Below are 22,132 nucleotides of genomic sequence, written 5' to 3' on the forward strand. Positions count from 1 at the left end.
TCGCCGGGGTACTGCTGAGCTGACCCGACACACACCCCGCCCCGGACCCGGCGGATCGTTAACCGGCAGCCGCACCGCAGCGAGGCACCGCCGGACCAACAGGGCCAGAACAGGCCGGTGCTCGTCGACCAGGTCGGTCGGCGACCGGTCCAGATGCCAGCAGGCGCAGGGCGGCGTCGCCGGGGCGTCGAGGTCGGTCAGAGACGACGGTTCGCCAGGCTGGGCAGCTCGGCCCGGATCGTGCGCAGCCGATCGAGGTCCAGGTCGACCACGGTCAGGCCCGGCCCGTCCGGCACCTGGCCGAGGACCGTGCCCCACGGGTCGATCACCATGCTGCGCCCGAAACAGGTCCGACCCGGCTCGTGGTCGCCGGTCTGCCCGGCCGCGGCCACGAAACACTGGTTCTCGATCGCCCGGGCCCGCAGCAGGACCTCCCAGTGGTCCCGCCCGGTGTGCATCATGAACGCCGCCGGAACGACCAGCAGATGCGCGCCCCCCTCGACGGCGAGCCGCCGGTAGAGCTCCGGGAAACGCAGGTCATAACAGATGGACAGGCCCACCCGCAGCCCTTCCACGTCGACCACCACCGGCTCGTGTCCCGGCGCCACCGTGGCGGATTCCCGGTAGGACACCCGGCCGGGGATCTCCACGTCGTACAGATGGATCTTTCGGTAGCTGGCGGCCAGCCTGCCGGACCGGTCGAAGACCAGCGAGGTGTTCCAGGTGTGCGCCGGGTCCGGCCCGACCTCGTGGAAGGAACCGGCGACCAGCCAGATCCCCAGCCGGCCGGCTACCTCGGCGAAGAAGGTCCCCACCGCGCCGTCGGCCCCCTCCGCCGCCGGCATCCCGTCGGACCGGCCGAGATAGTCGACGTACTCGGGAAGGACCGCCAGGTCGGCACCGGCCGCCGCGGCCCTGACCAGCAGGGCCTCGGCGGCGGCCAGGTTGGCCGCCCGGTCGTCGCGGGCGTTGAGCTGGCAGACGGCGACGCGCATGATGCCAGGGTACGGGCGGACGGCGACCCGGGACAGCGGACAGCCTGCGGCGGACAGCGGACGCGCACGGCAGACCCGGACAGCGGGCCGGCGCTGCGACCCACCACACCGGCGAAGACCGCTCCCGGTCCCCCGTGAACGCCCACAGCACGGCGGTGGGCGGACGGCACACGCCGTGGCTCCCCCGGGCACCACGTGGGGCGTCCCCGGCCGGTGGTGACCGGCTACAGCCCGTCAGCGACGCCGCCCAGCAGTTCGGCGGCTGTTGCCCCGCCGTTGCCCGGCGGGGCAACAGCGGCGACATGCCCGTGCCGGCGACGACAGCCAGCAGGCCGGGGCAGGTAGCGAAAACCGGGGGCAGACCCGGACCCGTCACGCGCAGAAGCACGGCCCGGGACAGCGGCCGTGCTTCCGACGGTGTTCGGGGAGGGGTCGGTCAGGCCGACTTCTCCTCGCGGTCGCGGCGGGCCCGGCGGCCGGTGAACTCGCGCGGGACGATGGTCGGGTTGACGTTCTCCAGGACGGCCTCGCGGGTGATCAGCACCCGGGCGGCGTCGGGGTTGCTCGGCACCTCGTACATCACGGAGAGGAGGACCTCTTCCATGATGGCGCGCAGACCCCGGGCACCGGTGCCCCGGAGCATGGCCTGGTCGGCGATCGCCTCCAACGCCGGCGGCTCGAACTCCAGCTCGACGCCGTCCAGCTCGAAGAGCCGCTGGTATTGCCGCACGAGGGCGTTACGCGGCTCGGTGAGGATGCGCACCAGGGCGGAGCGGTCCAGGCTGCGGACGTTGGTGATCACCGGCAGTCGGCCGATGAACTCGGGGATCAGCCCGAACTTGAGCATGTCCTCCGGCATCACCTGGCTGAAGATGTCGTCGGTGGAGCGCTCCGAGACCGACCGGAGCCGAGCGCCGAAGCCGGTGCCGCCGGAACCGGTGCGGGACTCGATGATCTGGTCGAGGCCGGCGAAGGCACCACCGCAGATGAACAGCACGTTGGTGGTGTCGATCTGGATGAACTCCTGGTGGGGGTGCTTGCGTCCGCCCTGCGGCGGCACGTTGGACACCGTGCCCTCAAGCATCTTGAGCAGCGCCTGCTGCACCCCTTCGCCGGAGACGTCCCGGGTGATCGACGGGTTCTCCGACTTACGGGCGATCTTGTCGACCTCGTCGATGTAGATGATGCCGGTCTCGGCGCGCTTGATGTCGTAGTCGGCGGCCTGGATCAGCTTGAGCAGGATGTTCTCCACGTCCTCGCCGACGTAGCCCGCCTCGGTCAGCGCCGTGGCGTCCGCGATCGCGAAGGGGACGTTCAGCATCCGGGCCAGGGTCTGCGCGAGGTGTGTCTTACCGCAGCCGGTGGGGCCGAGCAGCAGGATGTTGGACTTGGCCAGCTCGACCGCGTCGTTGCCGGAGCCCGGCGCGTTGGCCGCCTCGGCCTGGATGCGCTTGTAGTGGTTGTAGACCGCGACCGCGAGCGCCTTCTTGGCCTGGTCCTGGCCGACGACGTAGTTGTCGAGGAACTGGCAGATCTCCATCGGCTTGGGAAGCTCTTCCCACTTCACCTCGCCGGACTCGGCCAGCTCCTCTTCGATGATCTCGTTGCAGAGGTCGATGCACTCGTCGCAGATGTAGACACCTGGCCCCGCGATGAGCTTCTTGACCTGCTTCTGCGACTTGCCGCAGAACGAGCACTTCAGTAGGTCGCCGCCGTCACCGATCCGTGCCACCTACGTTCTCCCTGCACTCGTCGACCGGAACCCGGCCCTGAACCGCGGGCGCCGGGGCACCCGTCCGTGGTGAAATCCGTTCCGCCGGTCCGACCCGGCCACGCCGTACGGACCCGACGTTACCCGCTGGCGGGGGTTTCTCCGACCCCCAAAACGGGTGTGTCAGAGGCCGGTCGGGAACTCCTCGCCCCGACCGACCTCCGATCAGCAGTGCTCAGCGGGCCGCGTTGGAGGCCAGCAGACCCTTCTTGCGGCTGGTCAGGATCGTGTCGACCAGCCCGTACTCCTTGGACTCCTCGGCCGTCATGATCTTGTCACGGTCGATGTCCTTGCGAACCTGCTCGATCGGCCGGTTGCAGTGCCGGGAGAGCATGTCCTCCAGCTGGGTACGCATCCGCAGGATCTCCCGGGCCTGGATCTCGATGTCCGAGCCCTGCCCGTAGCCGCCCTCGGTGGCCGGCTGGTGGATGATGATCCGCGAGTTGGGCAGCGCCATCCGCTTACCGGGGGTGCCCGCCGACAGCAGCACCGCCGCCGCGCTGGCCGCCTGACCCAGGCAGACCGTGGAGATGTCCGGCCGGACGTACTGCATGGTGTCGTAGATCGCCGTCATGGCGGTGAACGAACCACCGGGCGAGTTGATGTACATGATGATGTCGCGGTCCGGGTCGGTGCCCTCGAGCGTCAGCAGCTGCGCCATCACGTCGTTGGCCGACGCGTCGTCGACCTGGACGCCGAGGAAGATGATCCGGTCCTCGAAGAGCTTGTTGTACGGGTTGGACTCCTTGACCCCGTACGAGGTGCGCTCGACGAACGACGGCAGGACGTAACGGTTGTGCACGGCCGCGAACTGGGGCGGCAGGCTCAGATCGGTCATCGTCAGCTCCTCAGCTCAGGGTCCCGGCGCCATCCGGAACCTGCGTGGCCCCGATGATCACCTTGTCGATGAAGCCGTAGTCCATGGCCTCCTGGGCGGTGAACCAGCGGTCCCGGTCCGAGTCGGCCTCGATCTGCGCCTGGCTCTGGCCGGTGTGGTGGGCGACCCGCTCCTGGAACATCCGCTTGGTGTAGAGCATCTGCTCGGCCTGGATCGCGATGTCCGACGCGGTGCCGCCGAGGCCACCGGACGGCTGGTGCATCATGATCCGCGCGTGCGGCAGGGCGTACCGCTTGCCCTTGGTGCCCGCGCAGAGCAGCAGCTGACCCATCGAGGCGGCCATACCCATCGCCACGGTCGACACGTCGTTGTCGATGTACTGCATGGTGTCGTAGATCGCCATGCCGGAGTAGACCGAGCCACCCGGCGAGTTGATCCAGAGGAAGATGTCGCGGTCCGGGTCCTCCGCCGCGAGCAGCAGCAGCTGGGCGCAGATGCGGTTGGCGACCTGGTCGTTCACCTCACTGCCGAGGAAGATGATGCGCTCCTTGAGCAACCGGTTGTAGACCGAGTCGTCGAGGTTGCCAATGGTGTCGCCACCTCGGGCTTCGATCGCCCGGAGCGGCTTCGCTGGGATGTGCATGTCGGTCATGGCAGCCCTTCGCTCTCCGTACCGTCGTACCCGACATTAACCGCTCCACCGGGTGATCGACTCCCGGTCGCGGCACTGTTCGCTCTCAGCGCAGCTGGCTCGGGACGTACCCGCAGAAGTGGTTCGGCCGCCGTTCGCCGCAACGGGCGGACGGCGGCCGACCGGGTCGGATCAGTGCTCGTGGTCGTGGTCGTGCGCCTGCTCGCTCTCGGCCCGCAGCGCATCGAGGGTGACCTCGTTGCCGGCGGTGTCCTTGATCTTGATCTTCTCCATCACGGAGGCGAGCGCCTTGCCGCGCCGCACGTCACCGAAGACGGCGGCGGCAGCGCCGGAGCGGACCAGCTGGTCGTAGTACTGCTGCGGGGCCATCCCGGCGCGCTGCGCCCGGTGGACGATCTCGTGGCCGAACTCGTCGTCGGAGACCTGGGTGTCCTCGGCGTCGGCCAGGGTGTCCAGCAGCAGCTGGATCTTGACACCCTCGGTCGCCGCCTCGGCCAGCTCGGCGTCGATCTGCTCCTCGGTCTTCTCCTCGGCGGCGAGGTACTCCTCCATCGAGGCGCCGATCCGCTCCAGCTGGTCGACCATCGCCTGCTTGCGGCTCTCGACCTCCTCGCGGACGATGCCCTCCGGCGCCGGCACCTCGGCGGCGGCGACCAGCTGCTCCAGGGCCTTGTCCCGGGCGGCGTAGATCTGCTCGACCCGCTTGCCCCGGCTGACCTTCTCCCGCAGGTCGGCACGCAGCTCGTCGATGGTGTCGAACTCGCTGGCCATCTGGGCGAAGTCGTCGTCCAGCTCCGGCAGCTCCTTCTCCTTGACCGTACGGACGGTCACCGCCACCTCGGCGTCGCGGCCGGCGAAGTCGCCGCCCACCAGCTGGGTGGTGAAGGTGGTGTCGTCGCCGGCGGCGAGACCGACCAGGGCCTCGTCCAGCCCCGGCAGGAGCTGCTTGCTGCCGACCTCGTGCGAGATGTTGCTCGCCGAACCGCCGGGCACGTCCTCGCCGTCGACCGTCGCGTTCAGGTCGATCTGCACGTAGTCGCCCTCGGCGGCGGCCCGCTCGACGGTCTTCAGCGTGGCGAACCGCTCGCGCAGGTTCTTGACCTGCTCGTCGATCTCGCTCTCGTCGATCTGCAGCTCGTCGACGGTCACCTCGACGGTGGCCGGGTCCGGCAGGGTCAACTCGGGCCGCACGTCGACCTCGGCGGTGAAGTTGAGCGAATCGCCGTCGTTGAACTCGGTGATCTCCACCTCGGGACGACCGAGCGTCTTGAGGTCGTGCTCGCGGACCGCGGCGAGGATGTTCTGCGGGATGGCCTCCTGCACCGCCTCGTTGAGCACGGTGCCCCGGCCCACCCGCTGGTCGATCACGGCGGCGGGGATCTTGCCCCGACGGAAGCCGGGAACCTGGACCTGCTGGCCGATCTCCCGGTACGCCTTCTTGAGGCTCGGCTCGAGCTCGACGAACGGCACCTCGATGGCGAGCCGCACGCGCGTCGGGCTCAGAGTCTCGACGGTGCTCTTCACAGGCGTACTCCTTGACGGATCTCAGTGGTGGGTCTGGGCGTGATTGCGCGCATCGAGTGTAGGCGAGCCGGGACGCTGCTCCGGCAGCGCCCGGCATACCGCACGGAATCGGCGTCGCCCCCGGGAGGTGCCCCGGATGCGCACGCAGTCGGGGTGGCGGGATTTGAACCCACGGCCCCTCGCTCCCAAAGCGAGTGCGCTACCAAGCTGCGCCACACCCCGTGGCAAAAGAAGTGTAAGCCGTCCCGCCCCGCCGGGAATGCCGGGGCGTCCCCACCACCCCCTCCCCCACCCCACCTCCGGCCCACCCCCGAAAGGCCACCCGCCCCGGTGATCAAGAGGTTTGCGCCAAGTTGATCGCCGCAGGTGACGCAAACCTCTTGATCACCGGGGTCAAGGCGGGGAGGGAATGCCGGTGCGCGGGGGGTGGAGGGAGCGGGTAAGGTGTGGGCGCGTCCTGGTGTACGGGGCGCGATGCGGGCGTAGCTCAATGGTAGAGCTTCAGTCTTCCAAACTGACGGTGCGGGTTCGATTCCCGTCGCCCGCTCCACCCAAAGGACCAGGTGAACCGCCTGATCGCGGCACCTGGGTCGGCTACTTCTCCCTAGTAGGTGACTAGCATCGGCTCCCGGGGTCACGAGCCAGTTCGGGCGGGGTCGCCGGGATTGCGGCCGAGACCTCGGTGATCAGGTCGCGGACCTCGTCACCCCGACCGGTCACCTCACGCTACGACTCATCCGCCTGCGGCTCCGTCGTACCGCCATCAAGGTGCCGCGCCAGCGCGGCGCAGGTCCGCCACGCTCGGTGGATCCGGGTTCGACAGTCAGTCGTCCGCGCCGCCATCGTCTTCGTCGCGCAGCAGGCGATCGAGGTCTTCCGGTTTCATCCGCTTGATCTCAGCTTCGAACTTGTGGCTGTAATTGCGGTCATTGGGATCGCTGCAGTTGCTGGCCGCCACCCGGCCGTACGCCCTCATGAACGATCCGAGTTCGCGTCGAATCCGATCCTGTCGATGCCCCATCCGCCTCACGGTACGAGGCCGGGCGCGTCCCCTCACAGCGATTTACCCGCTGACGACCCGGCGCGTCATCCGAGCCGGTCGATCGCGTCCAGCTTCTCACCGACGGCGGTCCTCGCAGGTGACGCCGTCCGGCCCGCCGCACTCTCCGGCCCGCCGCACCCTCCGGTCGGCGCGGTGCGGTGCGGTGAACGTGGACACGTCGACGATGGAGTAGAACAGCGCCGTGGACCTCGAGACCCTCGGCCGTGCCCTCGACGACGTGTTCGACCACGCGCTGGTCTACCACGGGTTCACCGACTACATGCGGGACTACGAGGCCATCGTCCACGTGACCGCGGATCCCCGCACCGAGATCGCGCCGACCTACCTGCGCTACCTGTTCCGGTACTGCGTCGAGGCGCACTGCCGGACCTCGGTCCCGCCGGTCACCTGGCGGGCGTCCCTGGACGATCGCCTGATCGACCACGAGACAGGCGTCGACCTGGACGGGTACGTGTGGGGGGTGAAGTGGCACGCGCTCTATCCGGGGGCCCGGGTCCAGGCGGAGTCGGCCACCGCGCGGAGCTGGGCCGAGGCGACCGGGCTCGACTTCCACGAGGTGCTGATTGAGACCAACGCCCACGTGCTCACCCTGGTCTTCTCCGACCTGCAGGTCAGCGAGGTGCCACCGGGGTACCGCCCGTTCACGGTCGACCGGGACGGCTAGGTTGGACCGCCGTGCGGGTGCCGGTCGGCAGCGCGCCCGCCACCGTGGGCCGGCGTACCGGCGCGCAGCCGGGCCGGCCCGGGGCGGCTACGCCGGGGCGGACCCGGTTGCGACCTGGGCCTCGGCTGCCGCCAGCCAGCGCCGGTACCAGCGGGCGAAGCCGAGCGGCGTGCCGTCGTCGTCGTGCATGGGCCGGAAACCACCACCCTCGGCGATGTCGTCCGCCCACATCCGACCCCGTGCGGGGCCGCTGACCACGAGCGCCTCCCGCAGCGCGCAGCCGAGATGGCACAGGTACAGCAGGCCCATCGAGTGCTCGGGCGTGAAGACGAGCCTCTCGTACTGCTCCTCGTAGGCGTCCTGCGCGGCGGTGAACGCCTCCTGCGAGTCGTAGTCGTCCTCGTCCGGGTGGGCGGGCAGGCCGTCGGCCGGGTTGAACGCCGCGACGTGGGCGAAGGGACGCCCGAGCGCCTCCGGGGTGGTGAGGTCGGCGCCGTCGCCCTCCCACTGCCACCGGCCGTCGAGCCGTCGCATCGGGAAGAGTCCGTAGGCCGGCCCGGCTCCACCCCGTCCCGCCTCCAGCAGGAACGACCGGTACTCGGCGGGCAGCTCGACCTGGAACTGCGCCTCGGCCTGCGCCAGCTCCTCGGTGGTCAACGGCAGTTCGAGCTGCCACCCGTGGTCGGCGGCACCGAACACCGCGCCGGCACCGGGGGCTGCGGCCAGCAGCGCGAGTCGTCCACGGACGTCTGACCAGTCGGGGCGCGTCACGCCGGGGACGATACAAGCCGACGGGGTCAGAGCCGCCGGCCGGCCGCGTCGCGGGCGACGATGCCGTCGAGACGTACGCCGGGCGTCAGATCGGCCGGGTCGAACCAGAAGATCACCAGGTCCGGGTCCGTGCTCCAGCGGACCAGCCGGGCGTCGACCTGCCGCCCGGCGGCGGTGCCGACGATCCGGGTTGCCGGCCCGACGAAGTAGCCGAAGGTGGGCACCACCGGGCGGACATCCGAGGGGGTCGCGTCGTCGTAGCCGATCTCGTGGAACCCCGGCCTCCGGTCGCTGCCCCGCACGTCGTTGACGACGATGTCGTCGATCAGCTCGCCGGCCGAAGTGCGGCGACCGGCCATCAACCCGATCGTCACCCCGGGTGCCTCCGGCAGGTCGACCGCGACGACATAGAGCACCCGCTCGCCGGAGCCGTACCGGATGCCGGTGTCCACCACGTCGCCGACGGGCTGCTGGCGTTGCTCCCCCCGGGTCAGGCCCGGGTAGGGCGGCGACGTGACCGGGGGTCCCACGGTGGGGGCGGAGAGGGTGGGGGCAGGGAGGGTGGTGGCGGTCGCGGCGGCGGGTGGGCGGTCCGGTGCCGGCGGCCGGGTCCACCGCACGCCGAGCCCCACACCGCCGGCCACCAGCACGGTGACCAGCGCCGTCGCGCCTGCCCCGGCGAGCCGGCGGCGGCGACGCAACCGCCGGCCGTCGCGCATGATCACGGTCAGGTCGAGGTCCTCGGGGTACGGCCGTTCGGTCGCCCGCATCGCCCGGCGCAACTGCTCAGGCTCGGTCATCGGCCGGTCCCCTGGGTCGCCGGGGTCCCGGTGGCGCGCAGCTTCTGCAACGCCCGGGAACCGGTGCTCTTCACCGTGCCGAGCGATACGCCCAGTTCGCGGGCCACCTGTGCCTCCGGTAGGTCGAAGTAGTAGCGGAGCACGACGATGGCCCGCTCGCGAGGGCTGAGCGCGCCGAGGATGTCGAGCAGCCAACGGCGGGTGGCCACGTCGTCGGCGACGTCGCCGCGCCGCTGCTCGGGCAGGTCGTCGGTGGGGTACTCCCGGATCGGCCGCCGCCACCCGTCGACGAGGTGGTTGACCAGCACCGTGCGGGCGTACCCGTAGGCGTCCTCCTCGCGGATCCGGGACCAGGACGCGTACGTGCGGACCAGGGCGGTCTGCGCGGCGTCCTCGGCCTGGTGGTGGTTGCCGGTCATCAGGAACGCGGCGTGTCTGAGCCGCCCGGAGGCGGACCGGGCGAACTCGACGAACTCGGCGTCACCCCGGGCCATGCCCGCTCTTCCCATCTGCCACGCCGGACAGGACGGGCGGGGGCACCGAAAGGTTGAGTCCCGTCGGGATCAACTGTTCCGGCGGACCGCCCGTCCTTCCCGCTGCCCGACGCTGCCCGGCGGTGGGCGGAGGAGGCAGCATGGCGACGAAGGTTAGCCCCCGCACCGGCACCGGCCCACGCGGACGGTCGGTGACGGCGCTGCTGATGGCGGCCTGGCTGACCGGCTGCGGGATGCCGGCGGCAGAGCGTCCCCCGGCGGGGCCGGCGTCCCCGGCCGTCCCCGCCGGGATGTCCGACCGGCCCGGTGACTCCGGCCGGGCGGGCGGGCCGATCGGGCCGGGTGACTCCGGCCCGGCAGGTGGGGCGGGCGGACCTGGCGGGGCGGGCGGACCTGGCGGAGCGGCACCCGCACCGGTCAGTTATCCGGCGGACGGGACCAACCGCTGGCAGGTGGCGACCGGTGAGCCGACGGCCCCGGCGGGAACCGGGCGGCTGCTGCGGTACCGGGTCGCCGTGGAAGGCGACATCCGAGGGCTGCCGGTGGCGCAGTTCGCGGCCGAGGTCGGCGCGACGTTGACCGCCCCGCAGGGGTGGACCACGGGCGGGACGCTGCGGCTGTGGCGGGTCGGCCCCGGCGGCCCGGCCGACTTCACCGTCCACCTGGCCACCCCGGGCACCCGCGACGAGCTGTGCGGGGACGCGGCGGACGGCTACACCTCGTGCCGCAACGGCAACCGGGTGGTGATCAACGTGGCCCGCTGGATGAAGGGGGTGCCGGGCTACGGCGCGAGCCTGGCCGTCTACCGGCGGTACATGGTCAACCACGAGGTCGGGCACCGGCTGGGCCACGGCCACGAGCGGTGCCCGGGGCGGGGCCGACCTGCGCCGGTGATGCAGCAGCAGACGCTGGGCCTGCACGGGTGCACCGCGAACGCCACGCCGTACCGCGACGGGGTGCGCTACTCGGGGCCGGCCGGCTCCTACGCCGACGCGATCCCGCCCCGCGAACCCGGCCGTCGGGGCTGAGCGGACCCGGTGGTCCGGCCCCGGGGTCACGACGGCAGTGAGCACGGCCGACGGCGGGGCGGCACGGGCTGCGTACCATGCGGGACCGGGCATCCCCTCGCCCGGTGGAGGTAGCGACGGATGGCAGGCCAGCAGGACGGATACGCCCTCGGGATCGACCTGGGCACCTCCAACACGGTGGCCGTGTTGCGCTGGCCGGACGGGCGGACCCGACCGCTGCTCGTCGACGGTCACCCGATCCTCCCCTCCGGGGTGTACGCCGACACCGACGGCCGGCTGCACGTCGGCCGGGACGCCCAACGGCTGGCCCAGGCGGACCCGACGCGCTACGAGCCGAACCCGAAGCGTCGGGTGGACGACCCGACGGTCCTCCTCGGCGACCGGTCGTACGCCCCGGCGGAGCTGCTCGCCGCGACCCTGTGGGCGGTCGCCGAGCAGGCGGTGGCGACGGTGGGGTTCCTGCCGCCGGCGGTACTCACCTACCCCGCCGCCTGGGAGGCCCCCCGACGGCAGGTGCTGCACGACGCGCTGGCCCTGGCCGGTTGGCCGTCGGCCGCCGAGCACACCATGTCCGGTCCGGTGCCGGTCGGCACCCGGCTGCTGCGGGAACCGGTCGCGGCGGCCCGCTACTACACCGAGGTGCTGCGCCGACCGGTGCCGGTGGGCGAGGCGGTCGCCGTGTTCGACTTCGGCGGCGGCACGCTGGACGTGGCGGTGGTCCGCAACGAGGGCGCCGACCCCTGGGGCGACTCGGGTTTCACGGTGATCGCCACCGGCGGGATGGCCGACCTCGGCGGACTGGACCTGGACGCGGCCCTGCTCGGACGGCTCGGTGAGCGGCTCGGCGACGCGCAGGCGGCGCTGTGGGCCCGGCTGACCCGGCCGAAGACGACCGGGCAGTGGCGGGACCGGCAGCAGCTCTGGGACAACGTCCGGGGGGCGAAGGAGATGCTGTCCCGGGTCGCGGTGGCACCGGTCGCGGTGCCCGGCCTGGAAACCGCCGTCCCGCTCACCCGGGCGGAGCTGGAGCAACTCGCCACTCCCCTGCTGATCCGGGCGGTCGCCCGGACCCGGGAGGTGGTCGCCGAGGCGGGCCTCACCCCGGACCGGCTCGCCGGGTTGTTCCTCGTCGGCGGCTCGTCCCGGGTGCCGCTGGTGGCCCGGCTGCTGCACGCCGAGCTGGGGGTCGCGCCGACCGTGCTGGAGCAGCCCGAGCTGCCGGTGGCCGAGGGGGCGCTCACCGACCTGCCGCTGCCCCGGCCGGGCCGACGTCCCGGGCCGGCCGGCGCAGCCGGGCCCGCCCCGGCACCGCCGTCGCCCGCCCCGGTGCAGGCCCCGCCCGCTCCGCCCGCTGCGACGCACGACGCCGCGCCGTGGGCACCCGACGCCGTGTCCGCCCCGGTCGGGTCGGATGACGGCCAACCTGCCGGCACGGCCGCCAACCTGCCGGCAGGCGTAGCCGCGGCCGGCGGCACGAGCCACACCCTCCTGCCAGGGCCAGGGGCCACCCTGCCGGCGGGACCCGGCGCGACGCTGGTGGCCGGGGCGGGTACCCCGCTCGGTGGGACACCGGTGGCCGGATCAGGCGGAACGCCGGTGCCGACCCTGGGCGGGATGCCGCCGCACGGGACCGTACCGGGCAGCGCGCCCGCCCAGGCCGGGTATCCGGCGGGCTGGCCGGGCGTACCACCGGGGGTGGTGTCACCACCGGGGACCGGTGTCGGCCCCCCGACGCCGGTGCGGCGCGGGCGTCGCCGGCTGTGGATCGGGCTCGGTGCGGGCCTGGCGCTGCTCGGCGTGCTCGGCGCGGCGGCGCTCTGGTTCACCCGGGACCGCTATCCGGCGCTGGAGTTCCACACCCTCACCCAGGTGGCCCGGCCCGCTGCCGACGGGGACCGGCCGACGGCGATGTTCACCACCGTCCTCGACGACCGCGCCTACCTGGCCTACCAGCTGTCCGACGACCGGCTGACGGTGGTGGCGGTCGACGCCGGCACCGGCAAGCAGGCGTGGCGGAGCACGATCTCGGCGGGCAGCCAGCGGTGGGCCGGTCTGCAGGCGGTGCCGGGCGCGGTGCTGGCCGTCGCCGACGCGGCCGGCGACAGCACCCCCCGCGACGTGGTGGTGCTCGACGCCGGCGACGGCGGGGAACGGTGGCGGCTGCCCGTACACGGGGACGACGCGGTGCACGTCACCCGGGAGACCCTGGTGTGGGTGGACCGCGCCGGCAGCCGCCTGGTCGGGCTGCGGCTGCGCGACGGACGGCAGGGCTGGGCACAGGACAACCCGCGCAGCGAGTACGGCGACACCCGCAGCACGGTGCTGCCGGTCGGCACCGAGCAGGCCGAGGTCGGCCCCGCCGGGTTCGACGGCGTCTCCCGCGCCCCCTGGCTCGGTGACACCGACCGGCTGGTGCAGGTGGGTGCCGACCGCTCGGTCCGGGTGCTCGACATGGACAGTGGCGAGGTGCTGCGTCGCCGCGACGGGGTGGCCGACGTCAGCGACCGGATGGTCGCGTACGGCGACCGGTTCTACGTCGTGGAGGAGGACCAGGGATACAAGCTGCTCGGCTACGACCTGGGCAGCTTCGCCGAGCCGACGGTGCTCTACAGCGCGGGTCAGCAGCGGCGGGTCACCGGGCTGGTGGCCTGCGGCGAGCACCGGGCCTGCCTGTTGGAGGTGCCCGAGGGTGACGCCGAGCGGACCGAGGTGGTCGCCGCCACCGAGGGCAAGGGCAGCCGGCGCTGGGCGACGCCGGGCGGCGCGGACCTGGTGCCGGTGGGTGGGCACCTGCTCGTCCGGCGGCAGTCGCCGAAGACCACGGTGAGCCTGTACGACCCGGCCGGGAAGGCGGTGCTGACCGACCGCCAGGGCACGGCGGCCCGGGTCGACGCCGGCAACCTGCTGCTCTTCGCCGAGACGCCGAGCAGTGTCGAGGACGACCGCAGCCTCGCCGGGGTGTCCAAGGCCGGCGACCTGACCGAGATGGGGCAGCTTCAGGGCGTCCGCAGCGAGTCGTGTGCGTGGAACACCTCGGTGATCGTCTGCGGGGCGGAACGGGACTTCGTGCTGTACCGGTTCGCCGGGGACGGCTGAGCCGGCCACACCCCGGCACGGGGACGGCTGAGCCGGCAGCGCCGTCCGCACCGGGACGGCCGAGCCGGCAGCGCCCCCGCACGTGGGCCCCCGACGGGTCGGACGTGACCGCGCCACCGACGGCCCGGCAGGGCGGTCGGTGGCGCGGTGGTGCGTGGTGCGGGTGGTCCCGGTTGCGGGCCGGCGGGTCAGCCGCCGAGGCTGGCGGCTGCCGAGGCGATCGACGCGGCGAACGTGCTCACCTGGGTGTAGACGCCGGGGGCGTTGGGCCGGGCGCAGCCGTCGCCCCAGCTGACGATGCCCACCTGGATCCAGGCGTTCGCGGCGTCGCGGCGGAACATCGGGCCACCGGAGTCGCCCTGGCAGGTGTCGGTGCCGCCACTGGCGTAGCCGGCGCAGATCTCCTCGGCGGCGACCAGCTCACCGGGGTAGGAGGCGGAGCAGCTGGCGTCGCTGACGAAGGGCACCGTCGCCTTGAGCAGGTAACGCTGCTGCGCACCGCCCTCGCGGGCCGCACCCCAACCGGCGATGGTGAAGGTGCCGCTGTCGTACGCGGTGGTGGTGGCGATCGGCAGGGTGGCCTGTGAGGTGACCGGGGTGGCGAGCCGGATGAGCGCCCAGTCCTTACCGGTGCCGTTGTAGCCGGGGGCCCGGTATACGTAGTTCGACTTGACCTGGATCCGGCTGCTCGACTGGAGGTCGACCGCGCCGAGGGTCGCGGTGATGCTGGTGTTCGTTCCGGTGCGGTTCACGCAGTGGGCGGCGGTGAGCACCAGCCGGGGGCTGTAGAGCGCCCCGCCGCAGCCCATGGAGAGCCGGACCATGAACGGGAACTCGCCCTGCGCCGCCCGGGTGCCGCCGACGACGGACGGGGCCGCGTCGGGGGTCGGCGCGGCGGTGGCCGGGGCGGTCAGGACGAGCGATCCGGCGGTGACCGCCACCAGTGTGGCGGCCATCCGGCCGATGAGACTGCGCCAACGGTTCACTGGGCCTCCAACCCTCGGCGGCGCGCTTGGTGGGGCGCCGGTTCGATGGCGGGAGCCTAGGGCGATAAATTGACACAGCTCAACATCTCGATGAGGTCATACGATCGTGGTCCCGCCGCCGGGGGTCACCCGGCCGGACGGGGATGAAGCCGTCGCGGCGGGGTAAGACAGCCCCCGGCCTGGAGGAGTGTCGACCGGTGTCGCGGGGCGTCCCCGCGACCGGACGCGGGCGGACCGGGTCACACCCGGCCCGCCCGCAGTGCCGTCCGGGGCCGGCCCGGGTGGAAGGCGGTGCCGTCCGGCCCGGGTGGGTGGCGGTGCCGTCCGGCCCGGCCAGGCGGCCGACTCAGTTGCCGGTGAGGAAGTTCCAGGCGTCCATCACCCACTGGGTCTGCTGGAGGTAGGCGATGCCGACCCCGGCCAGGAACACCGCGGTCACCAGGTGCGCGCCGCGCGCGCTGCGGCGTACCCGGCCCAGTTGGCGTTCCAGGACCACCCGGCCGAGCAGCCGGGAGAGCGCGAACAGGCCGGCCGCCACCAGCAGGCTGAGCAGGAAGGTGAGCAGCGGGGTGCCCAGTTCGCCCCGACCGGAGATGGCCCAGATCCCCCAGCAGACGAACGCGAACAACGCGCCGGCCGCGCTCCACTCGCCGCCCCGGCGCAACTGCTCCACGTGCCAGCTCATCGGCCGGCGCGGCGTCGCCGGCTCGGACCAGCCGGACGTGTCGTGCTCGACCACCGGGAACGGCTCGGTACGCGGAGCCCGGGACTGCCCCACCGAGGCGACGCCCCGACGGAACGGCTCCCGCTGCGGCGGGACCCCGACACCGGGCTGGGGTGGCACCTCGACGGTCCGCTCCGCCCACGGCTGTGTCTGGTCTGCCATCTCGTTTCCTCCCCATGACCGGTGCCGGCCGTCGACCGGTCCACCACCTCCGAGGGTAGCGAGCGGACAAACTGCCTCGACCGGCCCGGCCCGGGGGCCTGTCGGACGGTACGGTCGGGAGATGGCGGATGCGGAGCGGCGGCGACGCCGGTTACGGCACCAGCCGGAGGCGACGGACGGTGGCGGTGAGCTTCCGACGGCGGCGACGGCGCCGGTGCACGACGGGACACCGGCCCCCCGGCCCCGGCGCGGTGGCCCGGGGGCGGAGGACAGCGAGCGAGGGCTGCGCGGGCTGGTCGGTTCCGGCTCGTCCCAGGTCGGGGTGGGTTCCGCGCTGCGGGCCCGGGACGCCGCCCGCCCCACCGAGCAGGATCTGGCCGAGGCCGAGGAACGACTGGTGATCATCCGACGGAACTGGGTGCCCCGGGAGGAGTTGCCCCGCTCGGGCCGGTGACCGGGCCGGCCGGTGACCGGGCCGGCGGCGGCCGGCCCGGTCGAGAGGTCAGGACGAGGCGGGGGTCAGGGCAGCTCGGCGGGGGCGGGCAGCTCGGGCAGCTCGTGGGTGCGCTCGTACTCGGCCACCTGGGCGATCCGCCGGGCGTGCCGCTCGTTGCCCGAGAACGGGGTGGTGAGGAACGCCTCGACGATGGCGGCGGCCTCGTCCAGGGTGTGCTGGCGGGCGCCGACGGCCACCACGTTGGCGTCGTTGTGCTGCCGGCCGAGCTGGGCGGTCTCGACGCTCCAGGCCAGCGCCGCCCGGATGCCGGCGACCTTGTTGGCGGCGATCTGCTCGCCGTTGCCGGAGCCGCCGATGACCACACCCAGGCTGCCCGGGTCGGCCACCACCCGGTCGCCGGTGTGCAGGCAGAAGGTCGGGTAGTCGTCGTCGGGGTCGAAGGCGTGCGGGCCGACGTCGACCAGCTCGTAGCCCTGCTTGGCCAGATGATTGGCCAGGTGCACCTTCAACTCGAAACCGGCGTGATCGGATCCCAGGTAGACGCGCATACCGGGCAGTCTGTCAGGGCCGCGCCCCGGCCCGCCGTGGGGGCGGCGTGCCGGGGCGAATTCGTCACAACCGGGAGCGGGGGTACGCCGGGACGGCGACCACCGCCGGGGGCGCGATCAGCAGCGGGCCGGGATCAGCGGGGCAGCTCGGCGACGACCAGGCCGCCGCGTGCCTTCGGGGTGAACCAGGTGCTCTTGCGGGGCATCTTCTCCCGGGCCAGGTTCACCGCGACGAAGTCGTCCACGGTCACCGGGGCGATCAGGACGGCGAGCTCCGCCCGGCCGGCGTCGACCTCGCCGGTGAGCCAGCTCGCCGGGTAGTCGCCGCCGACGTAGGTGATCCGCTTGTCGCCCGGGTCGAGGCCGAGGGCGTCGCGCAGCAGCAGCCGCTCCACCAGGGCGTGGTCGAGGTTCTCCAGCCGGGCGGCGTCCGCGTCGTGCGGCAGGGTCACCGCGTACCCCTGGCCGGCGAGGCGGAGGTGCACGGTGCCGCCGGCCGCCGGGACCTCGACCGGGCCGTCGACCGGGGCGAGCTGCGCCCCGGCGGCGCGCAGCCGGTCGAGCAGCTCGTCGGGGGTGCAGGGCAGCTCGCTGACCAGCCGGTTGTAGGGCTGGATGGCGACCGACGCCGGGGTGGTGACCACCGCGAGGAAGCGCGGGAAGCCGCCGGTCTGCGCGGCCAGGCTGCGGTGGTTGCCGTCGGCGACCACCAGCTCGCCGCCGCCGGCCAGCGCGGTCAGCGCGTCCTGCTCCGGGCCGGGGCCGACCAGCCAGATGGCGTGCGTGCGGCCGGCCTGGTCGGTGTCGGTGGCGGCCGGCACCCCGGCCTGGTCGGTGGCCGCCGCGAGCGCGGCGTGCAGCTCGTCACCGCGCCCGGTCTGGAGAAGGAGTACGGGGGACAGCAGGTGCCCCAGCGCCTCGGCCAGGGCGACCCGCTCCCGCACCTTGGCGATGAACACGTCCTCGTTGCGGATCACCAGGCCGGGCTCGTCGGCGCTGGTGGAGATCTGGTCGGTGTCGACCATGGCGAACAGCCCGTACGCCGACTCCTCCCCCGGCGCGCTGATCCGGTAGAGGACCACCACCTGCTCGGCCGGGGTGTAGCTGCCGTCGTCCTTGGCCTCGGTGAGCCGGGACACCGCGTCGCCGAGCGCGTCGAGGAAGGACTTCCCCAGGCTTTCCGGCGCCCGGTGGGGCATCTCGATGCCGAGGGCACTGTGCGGGTTCGCCTCGATGATCGCGGTGATCTCCGCGTCGTCGGCGAACTCGTCGTAGTTCTGCGCGCCGGTGCCGCCAGTGGTGATCCAGGCCCGGGCGATCGGATGTACGACCGTCATGGGGGTTGACGCTACCGGCGACGACGGCCCAGGCGACGCCGACCCCGCGCCGGGTCCACCAGATGAACCGTCCCCCGGTCGGGGCCCGGCCCGACCGGACCGGGACCCGACCGGGGTGGGGATCAGTCGAAGATCGGGCCCAGCTCGCGGGACCGCTTCAGCTCGTAGAAGCCGGGGGTGCCGGCGACCAGCAGGACGCCGTCCCAGAGCCGACCGGCGGCCTCCCCCTTCGGCGACGGGGTGATGACCGGGCCGAAGAAGGCGACCTTCTCGCCGTCCGGGCCGGGGGCGTGCACCACGGGGGTGCCGACGTCGGTGCCGACCGGCCGCATCCCGGCCTCGTGGCTGGCCCGCAGCGCCTCGTCGTACTCGGTGGAGTCGGCGGCGTCGGCGAACGACGGGTCCAGCCCGACGTCGGCGAGCGCCGCGGTGATCATCTCCCGGCCGAGCGATTCCTTGCCGAGGTGGATCCGGGTGCCCATGGCGGTGTAGAGCTTCGCCAGCGTCGCGCCGCCGTGCGCCTGCTCCACGGCGATGCAGACCCGCACCGGCCCCCAACCCAGCTTCATCATCTCCTGGTACTGCTCGGGCAGTTCCCGGCCCTCGTTGAGCACGGACAGGCTCATCACGTGGTAGCTGATGTCCACCTCCCGGACCTGTTCGACCTCCAGGAGCCAACGGGAGGTGATCCAGGCCCACGGGCACAGCGGGTCGAACCACATGTCGACGGCGACACGTTCGGTCACGGTGGAGTCCCTTCGTGACATCAGGCACGTCGGCGGACCCGACGCGGCTGATTCGATCCTCACCCCGAACGGCATCGATCGGTAGCGGAATGAGAGCGTGACGTCGACCACCGCAGGGTCGGTGCATGGAAGACTCGGCTCGGGTCGCCGCCACGAGCGGCCGGCAGGGGCTGGCGCAGCCGGAAGGCGGCGAGAGTGGGATGGAGACGAAAGTGCCAGGAGTGCGCAACCTGACCCAGGTCGAGGCCACCGAGCGGGCCCGCCTGCTGGAGGTCACCGGGTACGACATCAACCTCGACCTGTCCACCGCGGTGCAGGCCGAGGGCCGCACCTTCCGGTCGGTGACCGAGGTCAGGTTCCGCTGCGCCGAACCCGGCGCCGGCACCTTCATCGAGACCGCCGCCGAGGCGGTGCACGCGGCCACGCTCAACGGCGAACCGGTGGACCTCGCCGGCTGGTCGGCCGAGAAGGGCCTGGCGCTGACCGGGCTGGCCACCGAGAACGTGCTCGTGGTGGAGGCCGACTTCGGCTACTCCAACAGCGGGCAGGGCCTGCACCGCACGGTCGACCCGGTCGACGGCGAGACCTACCTCTACAGCCAGTTCGAGACGGCCGACGCGCAGAAGGTCTTCGCCTGCTTCGACCAGCCCGACCTGAAGAGCGTCTACACCTGGCACGCCACCGTCCCGGCGCACTGGCGGGTGGTGTCCAACATGCCCGTCGAGCGGGAGGAACCGGCCGGCGAGGGGCTCAAGACCGTCCACTTCACCACCTCGGCGCGGATGAGCACCTACGTCACCGCGCTCTGTGCCGGGCCGTACCACGAGGTGCGCGACAGCCACGACGGCATCGACCTGGGGGTCTTCTGCCGGGCGTCGATGGCCCCCCACCTGGAGGCCGACGACCTGTTCCTGATCACCAAGCAGGGCTTCGACTTCTTCCACGAGCAGTTCGGGGTGCGCTACCCGTTGCCCAAGTACGACCAGCTCTGGGTGCCCGACTTCAACGCCGGCGCGATGGAGAACTTCGGCTGCGTCACCCACGCCGAGTCGCACTACCTGTTCCGCTCGCAGGTCACCGACTTCGAGTACGAGCAGCGGGCCAACACGATCCTGCACGAGCTGGCCCACATGTGGTTCGGTGACCTGGTCACCATGCGCTGGTGGAACGACCTGTGGCTCAACGAGTCGTTCGCCGAGTGGGCCAGCCACTGGTGCAACACCCACGCCACCCGGTTCTCCGAGGCGTGGACGACCTTCCTGTCGATCCGCAAGAACTGGGGTTACCGGCAGGACCAGCTCTCTTCCACCCACCCGGTCTACTGCGAGATGCCCGACCTGGAGGCCGTCGAGGTCAACTTCGACGGCATCACGTACGCCAAGGGTGCCAGCGTGCTCAAGCAGCTCGTGGCGTACGTCGGTGAGGAGCCGTTCCTGGCCGGGCTGCGGGCCTACTTCGCCAAGCACGCCTGGGGCAACGCCACCTTCGACGACCTGCTGTCGGAGCTGGAGACGGCCTCCGGCCGGGAGCTGCGCAAGTTCGCCGCCCAGTGGCTGGAGACCGCCCAGGTCAACACCCTGCGCCCCGAGGTGACCATCGACGCCGACGGCGGCTACGAGCGGGTGCTGGTCCGGCAGGAGGCACCGGCCGGCCACCCGACGCTGCGTACCCACCGGATCGGGGTGGGCCTGTACGACCTGACCGAGGGCCGGCTGGTCCGCCGGGAACGGGTCGAGGTCGACGTCACCGGCGAGGCGACCGACCTGTCGGTGCTGCACGGCCGCCCGGCCGCCGACGTGCTGCTACTCAACGACGACGACCTGACCTACACCAAGCTGCGCCTCGACGAGCGGTCGATGGCGACGGTGGTGCAGCACATCGCCGGCTTCGACTCGTCGCTGGCCCGGGCGCTGTGCTGGACGGCCGCCTGGGACATGGTCCGCGACGCCGAGCTGTCCGCCCGCGACTACGTGGCGCTGGTGCTGGCCGGGCTGCCCGCCGAGACCGACATCAACCTGGTCACCGCCACCCTGCGGCAGGCCAGCACGGCGCTGATCTTCTACGCCGACCCGGCGTGGGCACCGACCGGCTGGGCCGGGCTGTCCCGGGCCGCGAAGGACGCGCTGGCGGCGGCCGAGCCGGGCAGCGGATTCCAGCTCGCCTGGGCCCGCGCGTACGCCTCGGCGGCCCGCGCCGACGAGGACCTGGCGACGCTGCGCGGCTGGCTGACCGGCACCGACGTGCCCACCGGTCTGACCGTCGACACCGAGCTGCGCTGGACGATCCTGCAGTCGCTGGTGGCCAACGGGGCGGCCGGCACCGCCGAGATCGAGGCGGAACTGGCCGGCGACCGGACGGCCTCCGGTGAACGGGAGGCCGCGTACGCGCACGCGCTGGTGCCGACCGAGGCGAACAAGGCGACGGTGTGGTCCCTGCTGACCGGCCCGGACGCGCTGCCGAACTGGCGTAACCGGGCGCTGTTGCAGGGGTTGACCCACCCGGCGCAGGTCGCGCTGGTCGCGCCGTACCGGGAGCGGTACTTCGCCACGGTGGCGCAGGTGTGGGCGCAGCGCGACAGCGAGCCGGCGCAGGAGTTCGTGCAGCTGGCGTACCCGGCGTACCTGGTCGAGGAGGAGACGGTGGCGGCCACCGACGCGTGGCTGGCCGGCGACGGCCACCCGGCGTCGCTGCGCCGGTTGGTGGCCGAGGGGCGCGACGGGGTGGTCCGGGCGTTGAAGGCCCGCGCGCGGGACGCCCGCAACGGCTGATTCTGGCGGCCCGGCCCGGGGCCGGCGCGGGTGGCAGCCCACGCCGACCCCGGCCGTTATCGTGTGTCGAGGAGGTGGACGTGATGGCACAGCCGACGTACGAGTGGCGGCCACCCGGGCGGGACTGGCGCGAACAGGACCTGTTCGACCTGCCCGAGGACGGTAACCGCTACGAGATCATCGACGGGAGTCTGCACGTGACCCCTCCGGCCGGGCCGTACCATCACGAACTCGCCGACGACATCCGGATGGCGCTGCGGCAGAGCGCGCCCACCGGCTGGCGGGTGATCCGGGAGATCGGGGTTCGGGTGCCGGCCGGCAACCTCATCCCGGACGTCACCGTGCTCAGGCCGGGCACCCCCCGGGACCGGATGTGGGCCGACCCCGCGGACGTCGCTTTGGTCGTCGAGGTGGAATCGCCCAACAGCCGCCGCCACGACCGGCTGACCAAACCCGCGCTCTATGCGGAGTCCGGCATTCCCGCCTACTGGCGGGTCGAGCGGGGCGACTTCGGTCCGGTCGTCTACCGGTACACCCTGGTCAAGGGGGTGCACTACAACCTGCTCGGCACGGTCGGCCCGGACGAGCCGGTGCCGGTCGACGAGCCGTGGCCGATGCGACTCGATCCCTCAGGCTGGCCCCGCTGAGCGCTGTCCACGCAGCAGGCCGCTGACCGGACCGGATCCGGTCAGCGGAAGCTGGACTACC

The 22,132-nt window shown here is 72.6% G+C and carries 21 protein-coding genes and 2 tRNA genes (1 of these 23 running past the window's edge); 8 read left to right on the forward strand and 15 right to left on the reverse strand.

Annotation, left to right across the window (positions count from 1 at the left end; translation table 11 throughout):
- A protein-coding gene (locus tag ACQP2H_RS24390; RefSeq protein WP_208570477.1) for a hypothetical protein crosses the window boundary here: on the forward strand, positions 1 to 23 show its 3' end. It extends 202 nt beyond the left edge of the window; 23 of the gene's 225 nt are visible here — the last part of the coding sequence; its start codon lies beyond the left edge, outside the window; the stop codon is at positions 21 to 23.
- Between the two features lie 174 nt (positions 24 to 197).
- Here the strand turns inward: ACQP2H_RS24390 and ACQP2H_RS24395 are convergent, their stop codons facing one another.
- The 6 genes from ACQP2H_RS24395 to ACQP2H_RS24420 all read right to left on the reverse strand — a co-directional run bounded on the left by ACQP2H_RS24395 (position 198) and on the right by ACQP2H_RS24420 (position 6,002).
- Positions 198 to 995 carry a carbon-nitrogen hydrolase family protein gene (locus tag ACQP2H_RS24395; RefSeq protein WP_208570476.1) on the reverse strand — a complete coding sequence of 266 codons (798 nt, stop codon included), beginning with the start codon at positions 993 to 995 and terminating at the stop codon, positions 198 to 200.
- Positions 996 to 1,431: 436 nt separating this feature from the next.
- Entirely contained in the window at positions 1,432 to 2,727 is a 1,296-nt protein-coding gene (clpX, locus tag ACQP2H_RS24400) for an ATP-dependent Clp protease ATP-binding subunit ClpX (RefSeq protein WP_067310644.1), read from the reverse strand.
- A gap of 214 nt (positions 2,728 to 2,941) precedes the next feature.
- Entirely contained in the window at positions 2,942 to 3,604 is a 663-nt protein-coding gene (locus ACQP2H_RS24405) for an ATP-dependent Clp protease proteolytic subunit (RefSeq protein WP_091250718.1), read from the reverse strand.
- Positions 3,605 to 3,614: 10 nt separating this feature from the next.
- On the reverse strand, positions 3,615 to 4,256 hold the full coding sequence (locus ACQP2H_RS24410; protein ID WP_067310650.1) for an ATP-dependent Clp protease proteolytic subunit: 642 nt from the start codon (positions 4,254 to 4,256) through the stop codon (positions 3,615 to 3,617).
- Positions 4,257 to 4,427: 171 nt separating this feature from the next.
- Entirely contained in the window at positions 4,428 to 5,780 is a 1,353-nt protein-coding gene (gene tig, locus ACQP2H_RS24415; protein ID WP_208570475.1) for a trigger factor, read from the reverse strand.
- Between the two features lie 148 nt (positions 5,781 to 5,928).
- Positions 5,929 to 6,002, reverse strand: a tRNA-Pro gene (locus ACQP2H_RS24420).
- A 254-nt stretch (positions 6,003 to 6,256) separates the two neighbouring features.
- Here ACQP2H_RS24420 and ACQP2H_RS24425 point away from each other — a divergent pair.
- Positions 6,257 to 6,330, forward strand: a tRNA-Gly gene (locus tag ACQP2H_RS24425).
- Between the two features lie 273 nt (positions 6,331 to 6,603).
- On the opposite strand, the gene ACQP2H_RS24430 is transcribed toward ACQP2H_RS24425, so the two are convergent.
- Entirely contained in the window at positions 6,604 to 6,801 is a 198-nt protein-coding gene (locus tag ACQP2H_RS24430) for a hypothetical protein (protein ID WP_219464330.1), read from the reverse strand.
- A 223-nt stretch (positions 6,802 to 7,024) separates the two neighbouring features.
- On the opposite strand from ACQP2H_RS24430, the gene ACQP2H_RS24435 reads away from it, so the two are divergent.
- Positions 7,025 to 7,507 (forward strand): YxiG-like protein, encoded by a 483-nt coding sequence (locus ACQP2H_RS24435; protein WP_219464332.1) that lies wholly within the window; start codon positions 7,025 to 7,027, stop codon positions 7,505 to 7,507.
- Positions 7,508 to 7,594: 87 nt separating this feature from the next.
- On the opposite strand, the gene ACQP2H_RS24440 is transcribed toward ACQP2H_RS24435, so the two are convergent.
- Genes ACQP2H_RS24440 through ACQP2H_RS24450 form a run of 3 tightly spaced genes read right to left on the reverse strand, consistent with a single transcriptional unit; the run spans position 7,595 to position 9,572 of the window.
- A complete protein-coding gene (locus tag ACQP2H_RS24440; protein ID WP_433229031.1) occupies positions 7,595 to 8,278 on the reverse strand; it encodes an SMI1/KNR4 family protein in 684 nt (227 codons plus the stop codon).
- Between the two features lie 26 nt (positions 8,279 to 8,304).
- Positions 8,305 to 9,078 (reverse strand): hypothetical protein, encoded by a 774-nt coding sequence (locus ACQP2H_RS24445; RefSeq protein ID WP_219464335.1) that lies wholly within the window; start codon positions 9,076 to 9,078, stop codon positions 8,305 to 8,307.
- Positions 9,075 to 9,572, reverse strand: a complete 498-nt coding sequence (locus tag ACQP2H_RS24450; protein ID WP_219464336.1) for a SigE family RNA polymerase sigma factor — start codon at positions 9,570 to 9,572, stop codon at positions 9,075 to 9,077. Before ACQP2H_RS24450 ends, ACQP2H_RS24445 begins: the two co-directional genes overlap by 4 nt.
- A gap of 140 nt (positions 9,573 to 9,712) precedes the next feature.
- On the opposite strand from ACQP2H_RS24450, the gene ACQP2H_RS24455 reads away from it, so the two are divergent.
- Together ACQP2H_RS24455 and ACQP2H_RS24460 are read left to right on the forward strand one after the other, a co-directional pair.
- Entirely contained in the window at positions 9,713 to 10,600 is an 888-nt protein-coding gene (locus ACQP2H_RS24455; protein ID WP_433229034.1) for a DUF3152 domain-containing protein, read from the forward strand.
- Positions 10,601 to 10,720: 120 nt separating this feature from the next.
- Positions 10,721 to 13,696: an Hsp70 family protein gene (locus tag ACQP2H_RS24460; protein WP_433229036.1), complete on the forward strand. Its 2,976-nt coding sequence runs from the start codon at positions 10,721 to 10,723 to the stop codon at positions 13,694 to 13,696.
- Positions 13,697 to 13,884: 188 nt separating this feature from the next.
- Here ACQP2H_RS24460 and ACQP2H_RS24465 read toward each other — a convergent pair whose 3' ends face one another.
- Positions 13,885 to 14,682, reverse strand: a complete 798-nt coding sequence (locus ACQP2H_RS24465; protein ID WP_219464337.1) for a S1 family peptidase — start codon at positions 14,680 to 14,682, stop codon at positions 13,885 to 13,887.
- Positions 14,683 to 15,028: 346 nt separating this feature from the next.
- Positions 15,029 to 15,568 carry a hypothetical protein gene (locus ACQP2H_RS24470; protein WP_219464338.1) on the reverse strand — a complete coding sequence of 180 codons (540 nt, stop codon included), beginning with the start codon at positions 15,566 to 15,568 and terminating at the stop codon, positions 15,029 to 15,031.
- Between the two features lie 121 nt (positions 15,569 to 15,689).
- Here ACQP2H_RS24470 and ACQP2H_RS24475 point away from each other — a divergent pair, with 121 nt between their 5' ends.
- Positions 15,690 to 16,022 carry a hypothetical protein gene (locus ACQP2H_RS24475; protein ID WP_208570465.1) on the forward strand — a complete coding sequence of 111 codons (333 nt, stop codon included), beginning with the start codon at positions 15,690 to 15,692 and terminating at the stop codon, positions 16,020 to 16,022.
- Between the two features lie 65 nt (positions 16,023 to 16,087).
- Here ACQP2H_RS24475 and ACQP2H_RS24480 read toward each other — a convergent pair whose 3' ends face one another.
- From ACQP2H_RS24480 to ACQP2H_RS24490, 3 genes are all read right to left on the reverse strand, one after another.
- Positions 16,088 to 16,573, reverse strand: a complete 486-nt coding sequence (locus ACQP2H_RS24480) for a ribose-5-phosphate isomerase (protein WP_208570464.1) — start codon at positions 16,571 to 16,573, stop codon at positions 16,088 to 16,090.
- A 134-nt stretch (positions 16,574 to 16,707) separates the two neighbouring features.
- Positions 16,708 to 17,910 (reverse strand): DUF1015 family protein, encoded by a 1,203-nt coding sequence (locus tag ACQP2H_RS24485; RefSeq protein ID WP_357015113.1) that lies wholly within the window; start codon positions 17,908 to 17,910, stop codon positions 16,708 to 16,710.
- Positions 17,911 to 18,032: 122 nt separating this feature from the next.
- A complete protein-coding gene (locus ACQP2H_RS24490; protein WP_357534900.1) occupies positions 18,033 to 18,656 on the reverse strand; it encodes a mycothiol-dependent nitroreductase Rv2466c family protein in 624 nt (207 codons plus the stop codon).
- A gap of 221 nt (positions 18,657 to 18,877) precedes the next feature.
- Between ACQP2H_RS24490 and pepN the strand changes: the two genes are divergently transcribed.
- A complete protein-coding gene (pepN, locus tag ACQP2H_RS24495; RefSeq protein ID WP_357535254.1) occupies positions 18,878 to 21,424 on the forward strand; it encodes an aminopeptidase N in 2,547 nt (848 codons plus the stop codon).
- A gap of 83 nt (positions 21,425 to 21,507) precedes the next feature.
- On the forward strand, positions 21,508 to 22,071 hold the full coding sequence (locus tag ACQP2H_RS24500) for a Uma2 family endonuclease (RefSeq protein ID WP_219464340.1): 564 nt from the start codon (positions 21,508 to 21,510) through the stop codon (positions 22,069 to 22,071).
- Positions 22,072 to 22,132 lie beyond the last annotated feature (61 nt).

Source organism: Micromonospora sp. CA-248260, assembly GCF_050942205.1.
Lineage (GTDB): Bacteria > Actinomycetota > Actinomycetes > Mycobacteriales > Micromonosporaceae > Micromonospora > Micromonospora antibiotica.